Annotated in this window: 10 protein-coding genes; 8 read left to right on the top strand and 2 right to left on the bottom strand. The window is 48.0% G+C overall.

The window, feature by feature from the left end; genetic code table 11:
- Positions 1-10: 10 nt before the first annotated feature.
- Positions 11-475 (bottom strand): pantetheine-phosphate adenylyltransferase, encoded by a 465-nt coding sequence (gene coaD / locus CIK96_RS02715; protein ID WP_094389837.1) that lies wholly within the window; start codon positions 473-475, stop codon positions 11-13.
- A 5-nt stretch (positions 476-480) separates the two neighbouring features.
- Entirely contained in the window at positions 481-1518 is a 1038-nt protein-coding gene (ruvB, locus tag CIK96_RS02710; RefSeq protein WP_094389880.1) for a Holliday junction branch migration DNA helicase RuvB, read from the bottom strand.
- 87 nt (positions 1519-1605) lie between these two features.
- Between ruvB and CIK96_RS02705 the strand changes: the two genes are divergently transcribed.
- The 8 genes from CIK96_RS02705 to rseP all read left to right on the top strand — a co-directional run bounded on the left by CIK96_RS02705 (position 1606) and on the right by rseP (position 11698).
- Positions 1606-2706, top strand: a complete 1101-nt coding sequence (locus tag CIK96_RS02705; RefSeq protein ID WP_094439502.1) for an SGNH/GDSL hydrolase family protein — start codon at positions 1606-1608, stop codon at positions 2704-2706.
- 19 nt (positions 2707-2725) lie between these two features.
- Positions 2726-4744, top strand: a complete 2019-nt coding sequence (locus CIK96_RS02700) for a helix-hairpin-helix domain-containing protein (RefSeq protein ID WP_094439500.1) — start codon at positions 2726-2728, stop codon at positions 4742-4744.
- Positions 4745-5929: 1185 nt separating this feature from the next.
- Positions 5930-6619: a tRNA (adenosine(37)-N6)-threonylcarbamoyltransferase complex dimerization subunit type 1 TsaB gene (gene tsaB, locus CIK96_RS02690; RefSeq protein ID WP_094389832.1), complete on the top strand. Its 690-nt coding sequence runs from the start codon at positions 5930-5932 to the stop codon at positions 6617-6619.
- 19 nt (positions 6620-6638) lie between these two features.
- Positions 6639-7250, top strand: a complete 612-nt coding sequence (locus tag CIK96_RS02685) for a DUF4290 domain-containing protein (protein WP_094439496.1) — start codon at positions 6639-6641, stop codon at positions 7248-7250.
- 29 nt (positions 7251-7279) lie between these two features.
- Positions 7280-8584, top strand: coding sequence for a UDP-N-acetylglucosamine 1-carboxyvinyltransferase (gene murA / locus CIK96_RS02680; protein WP_094389830.1), 1305 nt, complete (start codon positions 7280-7282; stop codon positions 8582-8584).
- A gap of 52 nt (positions 8585-8636) precedes the next feature.
- Positions 8637-9146 carry a ribosome maturation factor RimM gene (gene rimM / locus CIK96_RS02675; protein ID WP_094389829.1) on the top strand — a complete coding sequence of 170 codons (510 nt, stop codon included), beginning with the start codon at positions 8637-8639 and terminating at the stop codon, positions 9144-9146.
- Positions 9143-10303 carry a 1-deoxy-D-xylulose-5-phosphate reductoisomerase gene (locus tag CIK96_RS02670; protein ID WP_094435253.1) on the top strand — a complete coding sequence of 387 codons (1161 nt, stop codon included), beginning with the start codon at positions 9143-9145 and terminating at the stop codon, positions 10301-10303. Before rimM ends, CIK96_RS02670 begins: the two co-directional genes overlap by 4 nt.
- Positions 10304-10327: 24 nt before the next feature.
- Positions 10328-11698 carry an RIP metalloprotease RseP gene (gene rseP / locus CIK96_RS02665; protein WP_094439494.1) on the top strand — a complete coding sequence of 457 codons (1371 nt, stop codon included), beginning with the start codon at positions 10328-10330 and terminating at the stop codon, positions 11696-11698.
- Positions 11699-12582: the final 884 nt, after the last annotated feature.

Here is a 12582-nt window from a genome sequence, read left to right as displayed (position 1 = left end):
TTGCCCAGCGTTATTGCTTCGTTGGTGTTTTAGCTTTGGGCAGATAAGGAGAAACATCTACTCCGAAGTGCATCAGTTCTCGCACCATGGTTGAAGAAACGCTCGAAAGTTGTGGTTCGCTGTATAGCAGCAGTGTTTCCACCCCACTCATTTGTCTGTTGATGTCCGCCTGTTCGCGTTCATACTCAAAGTCTTTTACCGACCTAACCCCTTTGATGATGTACTGTGCCCCCTCGTTGCGAGCGAAATCCACCGCCAGTCCGTAGTATGGTTTCACTTCTATGCGTGGTTCGTCAGCATAGAGTTCGGCAATCGCCTTCATCCGATTTTCCGCCGGTTGCATATAAGGTTTCCCCACATGGTCGCCCACTACGCCGATAACGAGTCTGTCAAATAGTGCCACACTTCGTCTGACGATGCTGTCGTGTCCGATGGTAAAGGGGTCGAAGCTTCCCACAAATATTCCTGTTCTCATAGTTTTTATTCGTCAAAGAGTCCTGGTTCCATGATGTTTCCCGTATAGGGGTTGCGTCCAAAGTGCTTGTAAGCCAGTTCGGTGACCATTCTTCCTCGTGGCGTTCGCTTGATGAAACCCTCCATGATGAGGAATGGTTCATAGACTTCCTCCACAGTTCCTGCATCTTCTCCGATAGCCGTAGCAATGGTCGTGATGCCCACCGGTCCCCCTTTAAACTTATCGATGATGGTCAACAGCAGTCTGTTGTCTATCTCGTCCAGTCCGTATTGGTCGATGTTGAGCGCTGTCAATGCCACCTGTGTGATATTGGTGTCGATGCGTCCAGTGCCTCTCACCTGTGCAAAGTCGCGCACTCGTCGCAACAGTGCATTGGCGATACGTGGCGTACCTCTCGATCTTCCCGCTATTTCAGCCGCTGCTTCAGCGGTGATGGGTACACCGAGAATCGATGCCGATCTCGTGATAATGCGTTGTAGCGTCTCTGGTTGGTAATACTGCAAGTGCATGTTGATACCGAAACGTGCGCGCAGTGGAGCCGTCAAGAGTCCGCTTCTTGTTGTAGCCCCCACGAGTGTGAAGGGGTTGAGGTCAATCTGTATGGACCGTGCCGACGGTCCTTTGTCTATCATGATGTCTATGCGATAGTCCTCCATAGCCGAGTATAGATACTCTTCAACCACTGGTGACAGACGGTGTATCTCGTCAATAAAGAGCACATCGTTTTTTTCGAGCGATGTCAGGATGCCTGCCAAGTCGCCCGGTTTGTCGAGCACCGGTCCGCTGGTAATCTTGAATCCCACTCCCAATTCATTGGCAATGATATTGGACAGTGTGGTCTTACCCAGTCCTGGTGGGCCATGGAGCAGGGTGTGGTCCAATGGTTCGCCCCTATATTTAGCAGCCTCTACAAACACCCGGAGATTCTCTACCACTTGTTTCTGTCCGCTGAAATCATCGAACGAGAGTGGTCTGAGTGCGTTTTCATAGTCTTTCTCCGATGCTGAGATTTGCTCTTGTCTTATGTCGAAATCTTCGTCCATCATTGTTTTTTTATCGCTTTTGGTGCAAAGTTAATCATAATTTTTGTAATTTTGCAAAGCGAATAACAAAAAACCATACTATAGTTCATGAAAAGAATCGTTTTCCTCATGCTCTCAGTTGTTGCCGTCTTTTCGGCTGCGGCATCGACCACACGTCCTGTAACAGGCACAGTTATCAACCCCACCGACAGTTGCATCCAGTATGTGGGACGCATCTGTTTCTCCAATCCCATGCGTCCGCGCTTCACTTTCCCTGGCACACAGATCATTGCGCGCTTTACCGGCACCTCGTTGAAGATGATGGCAAAACCTCGCAGTGGCTATTTCATGGCACAAATAGATGGTGCCGAACCCTTCAAAGTGAGTTTCATGGGTGAGCGCGATTCGGTTGTTACACTTGCCACAGCCTTACCTCAAGGTTGTCATGATGTGCGATTGATGTATGTGATAGAAGGTTATGAACTCAAACCCGACTTCCGTGGTTTTGTTCTCGACGCTGGCGCTAAGTTGTTGACAGCCCCTGCATTGCCCCAACGCACTATCGAATTTATCGGCAACAGCATCACCTGCGGTTATGGTAACGAGAGTATCGAGATGAGCGATCCTTTCGAATACGAAACAGAGAACCACTATTTCACCTATGCGCAAATCGCTACGCGTGATCTTGATGCCGTAGCGCATGTCGTGGCACGCAGTGGCATTGGAGTATATCGCAGTTATGACGGTCCGAAGACAGGTACTCCCGACAATGTGATGACCACCGAATATCTCTACACCAACCTCTACGACCGTTCGGAGAAATGGGATTTTGCCCGTTACCAACCTCAGTTGGTGTGCATCAACCTTGGCACCAATGACCTCTCCACCAACAATTACGATACAAAGTTGCTTAAACAAGCCTACAAGCGCTTTCTCGCTCAGGTGCGCCAACGCAATCCACATGCAAAAATAGTGTATCTTTGCGGTTCTATGCTCAATGGCAAAGAGCTAGACATAGCCCGTCGAATCCTCGATGAAGTAGTGGCAGAGGCACGCAAGGGCGGTGACGCCGAGGTCTATCGCTTCGACTTCACACCCCAAACCGGCGATTTATACTATGGCGCTTCATGGCATCCATCCCTCTGGCAACACCAGAAAATGGCAGCTGAGCTCGTTGCATTCTTGCGACCGCTGATGAAGTGGTTTTGATTAACCAAATAGGGAGGATATGGCAAACTATAGCAAGTGGGGGCAGTGCCTATGTCTGCTTCTATGCCTGACAGCATCGCCTTTGATGCTGTCGGCACAGCAATCGCGCCCTTGGCAAGATGATTTTTGGCAGTGGGTTGAGGCTGATGAGGGCGATGCCGCCCAATGGGAAGAGGCATTCGACCAATTGACAGAACTGGAAAACCACCCCATCAACCTGAATAGCGCCACTCGCGAGCAACTTGAGCGGCTGCCTTTTCTTTCCGCCAGACAGGTGGGCGACCTCTTGGAGTATATCTATCGCAACAAGGCCATGCTATCCCTTAGCGAACTGCTGTTGGTGAAGTCGATAGGTGACGATGTGCGCCGACTGCTGTTACACTTTGTCTGTGTGGCACCCGTCGAGCGTCAAATGCCCACGTTGCGACTGGACTCAGCCCTCTTGCGAGGCGACAATACGCTGTCAGCCACCGTCTCCATACCGTTTTACACCCGTAAGGGCTACCGCGATGGATATTTGGGCAAGCGCTATGCCCATACCGTGCGCTATCAGCACAACTATCGCGACCGATTGAAAGTGGGGTTTACGGCAGCACAAGATGCCGGTGAGCCCTTCTTTTCCGACCGCAATAAGATGGGGTATGACCACTATTCCTATTATCTGCAACTCAACCATTTGGGGCGTATCGACCGCCTTTGTCTGGGCATGTATCGGGTGCAGATGGGCATGGGACTCATCATGAACGGAGCTTTCGCCATGGGAAAAACCATGATGCTACAGTCTGCCATGCGATCCTCTGCCGATATCCGAGCCTACAGCTCGCGATCTGTTGCCAACTATCTGCAGGGTGCAGCCCTGACCATGCGCCTGTCTGACCATTGGCGCACCACCGTATTCGGCTCCTACCGACCGCTTGATGCCACGCTCAACGATGATGGAACGGTGCGCACACTGCTCACTTCGGGCTACCATCGCCTGCCTGCCGAGATGGACAAAAAGCATAATACCTACCGATGGGATGCCGGTGGAAGTGTTGGCTGGCATGGCAAGAAGGTCTATGTCAATGGCAATTTCGTCTATTCCCACTTCGACCGCACACTTGATCCCGACCGTGAGGGTGCTCCCTTCCGTCGCTATCAAGCCGCAGGAGCCACCTTTGCCAATATGAGCGTGGATTACGGTTATATAGGCGATAACATCTCGTTGGCAGGCGAAGCAGCCATCAACCGCCATGGCCACTTGGCTTTGCTGCATCGTGCTACTTGGCATCCTGCCACCTCACTGACTTTTTCAGCCATCCACCGCTACTACGACAAGCAATACACCGCCCTCCATGCTCGCAGTTTCTCGGAAGGAGGCAAGGTGCAAAACGAGCATGGCATGTATGTCGGCATGGAATGGCGACCCTCATGGCGATTTCTGTTGAAGGTATATGCCGACTATGCCCACTTTGCTTGGGCACGCTATCAGGTCAGCGCATCGAGCGATGCCTTCGATACCAAGGTAGCTTGCGAGTGGAAGAGCCGCAATTGGATGCTTGATGGCTATTACCGATTGCATCTCACCCAGCGCGACAATGCAGAGAAAACTACCCTCTACAATCGCTACAACCATCGGTTGCGCCTCCGGCTGAGTAGGGCAATAGGTTCGTGGCTATCTTGGCAGACCCAGTTCGACGGCACTTCGGTTAGCATCCATCAGCAGTATTGGGGCTATATGGGTAGTCAGCAGCTGACTTGGAAACGTTCCGCCTTCCGCCTGTCGGGGCGCATGGGCTATTTTCACACCAATAGTTATGAGAGCCGCCTCTATCAGTATGAGCCATCGTTGCGCTATGATTTCTATTTCCCTGCCTTCTATGGTGAAGGCATCCGGTATAGTTTCTTGGCCTCTGCCACCATTGCCAACCGTCTGATGCTAACAGCCAAGTTGGGTGTCACCGATTATTTCGACCGTTCTAAGATAGGCAGTGGCAAGCAGGAAATATGCCATTCCTCGCAACCCGACCTACAGTTGCAGATGGAGTGGAAGTTCTGAACGATCACCAGGGTCATACCTTTTGGCATTGTCTGATATCGATGGCTTCAAAAGACCTGTTTTCTCTGTGTTGTTGAAAAGCCATGTAATATGCTTGTATATAGCGTGTTGCTTGTTTGTGGATGTTTCGTTGCTCAGCAAAGTAAATTGAATTGCCGAGGAAAGTAAATTGAATTGCCGAGGAAAACAAATTGAATTGCTGAGCAAAATAAATTGATTTGCACACCAATAAAACTTGCATAGCGCTCACAACAGATAGGTATAGGAGTCAAATGAAATATCCGCGAAGGTGCAAATTCATTGAGTTTGCCGACCAAATTCATTGAATTTGCCGAGTTAATTCAAAAAAAAAATGCCGCTACTCACCACGAGCAGCGACATCCAAAGCCTATGTATAACTAAAAATCCTTTTCTAATGTTGTTGACCTTTCGGTCGGGGCTACCTTGCGGTAGTATATCTTGTATAAAACAAAATTCAATTAAAAAAAAAGAAAGTTATGGGAGCCTCACGGCGACCACTGTTATCCATATTTCAAACTTTCTTTTTACCAATAACTAAAAACCTAAAACTATAAATATTACTACTAACCTAAAACAATCTATTTGTGTGTGTCATTTTGGAACCTCTTGTTCCTTTTGACGATGCAAAGTTACGATGTTTTTCGATATCTCGCAACATTTTTGCAATAAATCATGCATTAAATTATCATATTCTTGACGTATATCAAGGATTTGTGTGCGAAAACAATGGTTTGTTAACAGGCTTTAACTATCTGAGCGCTATTTTGTTTTACGTGTTTCTGATATTTTGCTTAGGCTTGTATCCGTCGTATGGATGTCCAGTTCTGAACTAAGAAGATGGTATTATATTAGATGTGAGCATATTCCTGGTAACTTGCAGATGATTCTGAGTTTCTTCCTTTTTTGTATTTGTACACGGCCTATTTAGGCCTTATACAGATTGTATGTAAGTCCTATGTGACTACCAAGTAAGTCCCAAGTAAGTCCCATTTTTACGATGATAAATGGGAGAATGATAGGAGGACAATAGGAGAAAGTTGGAGAGTCTTGCGCTTTGTACTATCTTCTTTGACGTGAAAGTAATGTAAAAATAGGGCAGAATACACAGAATATCGTTTTTTTTTCATAACTTTGCAGCTTGAACTATTATATACTCCAAGACACATGGCTTGTATATTACATATTGAAACCAGCACAGACGTATGTTCGGTGGCAGTGTCGGAAGACAGCCACTGCATTTATCACGAAGAAGACCATAGCGGTCCTAACCATGCCGAACGACTCGGATCAATGGTTGATGAGGCCCTTTCGTTCACTGATAGTCACGCCATTCCATTCGATGCCGTGGCTGTGAGCTGCGGTCCTGGAAGCTATACGGGACTGCGTATCGGTGTGTCAATGGCAAAGGGTGTCTGCTACGGACGTGACTTGAAACTCATTGCCGTTCCTACACTTGAGCTTCTTTGTGTGCCCATACTTCTGCGCGAAGGCATTGAAGACGATGCCTTACTTTGTCCCATGCTCGATGCACGACGCATGGAAGTTTATGCCGCCATCTACGATCGCAGCCTGAAAGAGGTGCGGCCGGTAGGTGCCGACGTGGTGAATGCCGATACTTATCGGCAGTGGCTCGACCAGCATCCCGTATATTTCTTCGGCAATGGTGCGAAGAAGTGTATGGACATCATCGATCATCCCAATGCCCACTATATAGACGGCATTGAGCCACAGGCACGCTGGATGCAGCCGCTGGCAGAGCGCCGATTGCTGGACGGACGTACGGAAGATGTGGCCTACTTTGTGCCTTTCTATCTGAAAGACTTTGTAGCCCTCAAGCCCAAGAAATTACTCTAAAAGACAAAACAACATGACAATGGACATCAAAGGAATAGATTACAATACACAACGCGAGAAACTCGTCATGCCTGAATATGGACGCGAGATTCAGTTGATGGTGCAACATGCCTGTTCGTTACCTTCCAAAGAGGAACGCCTGCGCTGTGCAAAGAGTATCGTCAGACTGATGGAGAGTCGTAATCCGCAAGCCAGAGTCAACAACAGTGACGCACAGGCTTATTGGGATCACCTATATCTCATCAGCGACAAGAAGCTCGATATCGACTGGCCTTACGATGTGTCGTTGGCAGAAAAGTTTTTGGCAAAGCCCGCACCGATTTCTTATAACAAGAGCCGGTTTAAGATGCGTCACTACGGTAGATTGCTCGATGAGTCTTTTGAACGCCTCAAGAGCATGCCGCCGGGAGAGGAACGCGACGAACTAGCACGGTTGACTGCCAATCAGATGAAGCGTGATCTGGCAAATTGGGGACATGGTTCGACAGACGACGAGAAGGTGGCTGACGATATTGCCCGACTGACGGACGGTGTGATACAGCTTGATCTCAACGAGTTTAGGTTTGAGAAAATCATTCCCGGTACAGACCCTATTCCCATGAAACGCAATAAGGGAAAAGGTCGCAGATAAGTATTTTTATAACCCCTAACATTCTGATTATGGCATCATTCAAAATCGAAGGCGGACACCTGCTCAGTGGAACCATCGTCCCTCAAGGCGCTAAAAACGAGGCCTTGCAGGTGATCTGTGCAACGTTGCTCACCAACGACGAGGTTATTATACGCAATATTCCCGACATTCGCGACGTCAACAATCTGATACAGTTGTTGAAAGACATCGGTGTGAAAGTCAGTAAGGAACAGCAGGGAGTGTTTCATTTTCAGGCTGATGAACTCAATCTCGACTACCTCGGTAGTGAGGAGTTTGTCCAGAAGTGTGCTGCACTGCGTGGCAGTGTGCTGATGATTGGACCGCTTTTGGCACGTATGGGAAAGGCTGTGATTGCTAAACCTGGGGGTGATAAGATCGGTCGCCGACGCCTTGATACCCATTTTCTCGGCTTCAAATACCTGGGTGCAGACTTCCGACAGAACCCAAAGACGGAAGTTTATGAGATTGCTGCCAAACAGCTCGTGGGCACCTATATGTTGCTTGATGAGGCTTCGGTGACCGGTACTGCCAATATCATCATGGCGGCGGTTCTTGCCAAAGGCACTACAACAATCTATAATGCAGCCTGTGAACCCTATATTCAGCAACTCTGCCACATGCTCAACCGCATGGGTGCCAATATCAGCGGTATCGGATCAAACCTGATAACCATCGTGGGTGTGAAGCATCTGCATGGCACAGCCCACCGCCTTCTGCCTGATATGATTGAGGTGGGATCGTTTATCGGAATGGCTGCCATGGTGGGCAACGGCATACGCATCAAGAATGTGTCGCTCCGCAATCTGGGTATCATTCCAGACGCTTTCCGCAGATTGGGTGTGAAGATTATAGAAGAGGGTGATGACTTGTATATTCCTCGTCAGGAACATTATGAGGTGGACTCTTTCATCGATGGAACTATCATGACGCTGGCTGATGCACCATGGCCTGGACTGACTCCCGACTTGTTGTCGGTGCTCATCGTCGTGGCAACGCAGGCACGTGGCACAGTGCTCTTCCATCAGAAAATGTTTGAGAGCCGACTCTTCTTCGTGGATAAACTCATCGACATGGGAGCGCAAATCATTCTCTGCGACCCACACCGCGCTGTGGTGGTAGGCCACGACAGGGTAAATACGCTGCGCCCGCAACGCATGTCGAGTCCGGATATTCGTGCCGGTATCGCTCTGCTCATCGCTGCCATGAGTGCTGATGGCGTCAGCCAGATCAGCAATATCGAGCAGATCGACCGCGGCTATGAAGATATTGAAGCGCGCCTCAATGCACTTGGTGCACACATTGAACGCATATAATAATTTATATAAATAAGGTGTAGAACGACTGCAAACGATAACAAAGAGTGAGATGATTCGTAAAGAAGAGGTCTATAAGATAGGACGACTGGGCAAGTCGCACGGTGTGAAAGGCGAGGTGAGCCTGCAGTTTACCGATGATGTCTTCGACCGTGTCGAGGCAGAATACCTGATTCTCGATATCGACGGCATACTCGTGCCGTTCTTCATGGAAGAGTATCGCTTCCGTTCAGACAGTCTCGCACTCATCAAATTCTGCGATGTCGATACCCAACAACGGGCAGCAGAACTCACAGGGTGTGATGTCTATTTCCCAAGAAGTCTGGCAGAAGAGGAGGACGCCATGCCTTCACTGTCTATGCTCGTGGGATTCATGCTCGTGGATGCCGATACAGGAAAAGAGGTGGGACGCATTGCATCGATTGACGATTCAACCCATAACATCCTCTTTGAACTCGAAGACGGACGACTCATTCCGGCTTCTGACGACCTAATACACCATATTGACACCACGGAAAGAACCATAAAAACAATTATCCCAGAGGGATTGTTAGAGATATGAAAAAGAAACAAATTGCCATCCTCGGATCTACAGGTTCCATAGGAACACAGGCCCTGCAGGTCATCGAAGAGCATAGCGACCTCTATGAGGTGTATTGTCTCACGGCAAACAACCGTGTGGAACTGCTCGCCGAGCAGGCTCATCGCTTTCATCCGGCAGCTATCGTTATTGCCAATGAGGCACGTTACGATGAACTCAAACGACTCACCGACGATATTCCCGACGTGAAAGTCTATGCCGGAGCACAGGCCATCAACGAGATAGTAGAGGCTAAACCGATTGATATCGTACTCACTGCCATGGTGGGATTTGCTGGACTGACCCCCACCATCCATGCCATCAAAGCAAGAAAGACCATTGCACTGGCCAACAAGGAAACACTTGTTGTGGCTGGAGAACTGATTGGCAATCTGGCTACGCAGTATCATGCGCCCATCCTGCCAGTAGATAGTGAACACTCGGCAATATTCCAAAGTCTTGTGGGCGAGGATGTCAACCGCATCGACAAGATACTGCTGACAGCTTCTGGAGGCCCCTTCCGCAACTTTACCATTGAGCAGTTGGCACAGGTGACCAAGGCAGATGCACTCCGACATCCTACATGGGACATGGGAGCGAAGATTACTATCGACTCGGCATCGATGATGAACAAGGGTTTCGAAGTCATCGAAGCCAAGTGGCTCTTCGGTGTAAAAGCCTCGCAAATTCAGGTATTGGTACATCCGCAAAGCATTGTCCATTCGGCTGTGCAGTTTGATGACGGTGCGGTCAAAGCGCAACTCGGAGTGCCCGATATGCGATTGCCCATACAGTATGCGTTCTCTTATCCCAAACGTCTGACGCTCTCTGGTGAGCGCCTCGACCTGTTTAAGACCCGCAGCCTTGAATTCTTTGAGCCCGACTTGAAAAAATTCCGTTGCTTGGCACTGGCTTTCGAGGCCATTGAGAAGGGTGGAAACATGCCTTGTATCGTCAACGCAGCTAATGAAATTGTCAATCGCGGATTCCTTGAAGATAAGTGTGGATTCCTGCAGATGAGCGACATCATAGCCGAAACCATGCAGCGTTGCACCTACGATGCTTCGCCTACCTATGATACATATATTGCGACCGATGCCGAGGCAAGGCGCATAGCAACAGAACTCATGAATAAATAAAAATCGAATAGACACAAATAACGAATGGAAGTTTTTCTTATTAAACTGCTACAACTGATGTTGGCCATCTCTATCTTGGTGCTCTTGCACGAAGGTGGTCACTTCTTCTTCTCGAAACTTTTTGGAGTGAAAGTAGAGAAGTTCTATATGTTCTTCGACTGGAAATTCAGTCTTTTCAAATTTAAACCCAAAAACAGCGACACTGAATATGGTATCGGATGGATTCCCCTTGGCGGTTATTGCAAGATTGCCGGTATGATCGACGAGAGCTTCGATACCGACCAGATGAAGCAACCCGCACAGTCTTGGGAGTTCAGAAGCAAACCGGCATGGCAGCGATTGCTGATCATGATAGGCGGTGTGCTGGTCAACTTCCTCCTTGCGCTGTTTATCTACTCCATGATTCTCTTCTATTGGGGAGATACCTATGTGCCAGTGAAAGACATGACTGGCGGTATGAAGTTTAATAAAGAGGCTAAGGCTCTCGGTTTCCGCGATGGTGATATTCTCGTGGGAACAGAGAAGGGGGCCTTCAAAGATTTTAGTGCCGACCTGTATCGCGATATCGCTGCAGCACAACAGGTGGAGGTGATTCGTCAGGGAAAAACAGTGACGGTGAATCTGCCTGGTGACCTGAATCTCTTGAATATGATGAAGGCAGAACCCTCGTTTGTGCGTCCGCTCCTTCCTGCAGTGGCAGACTCTGTCGTGCCCAATATGCCTGCATCGCAAATTGGAATGAAGAAAGGCGACCGAATACTGGCGGTCAATGGACATGCAGTGGATTCATACAATGAGATTATCGACCAGTTGGATCGTCGCTCCGACCTGTTGGCAGATGCTAAATCGCCTGCCGATAGTCTCAAAGTGCGCACCATACCTGTGGTATTTACCAATGGCGTAAAAACCGATACTGCCGTGGTAACGCTCACTGCCGATATGCGTTTGGGATTCACCGTACAGAGCGTAGCGGGTCTCTATAAGCCATATACACAGGAATATGGATTCTTTGAGAGCTTCCCTGCTGGTGTCAAATATGGCATGCATGTGCTTGGTTCCTATGTTGACGACCTGAAATATGTGTTTACTGCCGATGGCGCTAAGAGTCTCGGAGGATTCGGAGCCATTGGAAATCTCTTCCCCTCAACATGGGATTGGTATCTCTTCTGGAAGATGACCGCATTCCTGTCTATCATTCTGGCATTTATGAATATTCTGCCCATACCTATCCTCGATGGCGGATATGTGCTTTTCCTCATCTATGAGATCATCACACGTCGTAAACCATCCGAAAACTTCATGATACGTGCCAATTATGTGGGACTTGCCTTACTCATGCTCCTTATGATTGTGGCTAACCTCAACGATGTGTTGCGTTGGATTGGTATCATGTAATAATCATAGGACAGAACAGCTATCAAATAACATAGGCGCTCATGCACGTATATATGAATAGGTACGTGCGTGAGCGCTTTGTATTTAGTGGAACTTTCATCAGGTGGAATGCCACGATGCTTATGACATTCTCTAAAAATTTTAGTTTTCAGAAAATTTCGACCACACGGCCACAGAAGTGTGTATCGCATTATCATACAGTGTTTTATGCTGTGGTCGAAACTGTTTCTATCGACCACCCATCGACCACCGCCAAAATTCGTCGAATTTCATATCTCAGTCCAAGATACGTATAGTTAGACATTTCCAAAACTTTGGTAAAGGTATTGCCTAACGTTTGTTAAGAGTGTTTTCGAACATTTGTCAAGACTGTTTCGAAACGATTGAAAAAGGTCTTTTCTGCGTTTGAAAAAGATATTATCTAACGTTTGATAAAGATATTGTCCAACGTTTGACAAAGGTATTGTCCAATATTTGACAAAGGTATTGCCCAACGTTTGACAAAAGTATTGTCAAGGTTGTGAAAAACGATGATAAACAACATCTCTAACTTATATATCGATATGCAGGACTTGCTTTGCTTGGTCTGTGTTGATAATCGATGGCAATCCGGTGGTCGAAGGGTGGTCGATGATAATAGTTTCGACCACCACTTAAAGTTCTAAACTACTGCATGTTAGACTATAGAGGTGGTCGAGTGGTCGATTTTTACGACATCGCGTGCGCGCGAGTGCGCGTGCGCGATCCTTAAATATTATCACTAGTGTCCACTAAAAACGATTAACAATCGTTGTAAGTGGTTGATATGCGACAAAATACGAGCAAAAAATGACTCTATGGGTTAGAAATGACTATCTTTGCAGAAAATTACAATCTGTAAGTTA

It is taken from the genome of Prevotella sp. P4-98, assembly GCF_002251405.1.
Taxonomy (GTDB): Bacteria; Bacteroidota; Bacteroidia; order Bacteroidales; family Bacteroidaceae; genus Prevotella.
Note: the sequence above shows the minus strand (reverse complement) of the source record. Positions and strands in the feature narration are given on the sequence as shown.

Bases quoted from the DNA above. Each gene is read 5' to 3' on its own strand.
- coaD (WP_094389837.1), bottom strand. From the start codon at position 475: ATGAGAACAGGAATATTTGTGGGAAGCTTCGACCCCTTTACCATCGGA.
- ruvB (WP_094389880.1), bottom strand. From the start codon at position 1,518: ATGGACGAAGATTTCGACATAAGACAAGAGCAAATCTCAGCATCGGAG.
- CIK96_RS02705 (WP_094439502.1), top strand. From the start codon at position 1,606: ATGAAAAGAATCGTTTTCCTCATGCTCTCAGTTGTTGCCGTCTTTTCG.
- CIK96_RS02700 (WP_094439500.1), top strand. From the start codon at position 2,726: ATGGCAAACTATAGCAAGTGGGGGCAGTGCCTATGTCTGCTTCTATGC.
- tsaB (WP_094389832.1), top strand. From the start codon at position 5,930: ATGGCTTGTATATTACATATTGAAACCAGCACAGACGTATGTTCGGTG.
- CIK96_RS02685 (WP_094439496.1), top strand. From the start codon at position 6,639: ATGGACATCAAAGGAATAGATTACAATACACAACGCGAGAAACTCGTC.
- murA (WP_094389830.1), top strand. From the start codon at position 7,280: ATGGCATCATTCAAAATCGAAGGCGGACACCTGCTCAGTGGAACCATC.
- rimM (WP_094389829.1), top strand. From the start codon at position 8,637: ATGATTCGTAAAGAAGAGGTCTATAAGATAGGACGACTGGGCAAGTCG.
- CIK96_RS02670 (WP_094435253.1), top strand. From the start codon at position 9,143: ATGAAAAAGAAACAAATTGCCATCCTCGGATCTACAGGTTCCATAGGA.
- rseP (WP_094439494.1), top strand. From the start codon at position 10,328: ATGGAAGTTTTTCTTATTAAACTGCTACAACTGATGTTGGCCATCTCT.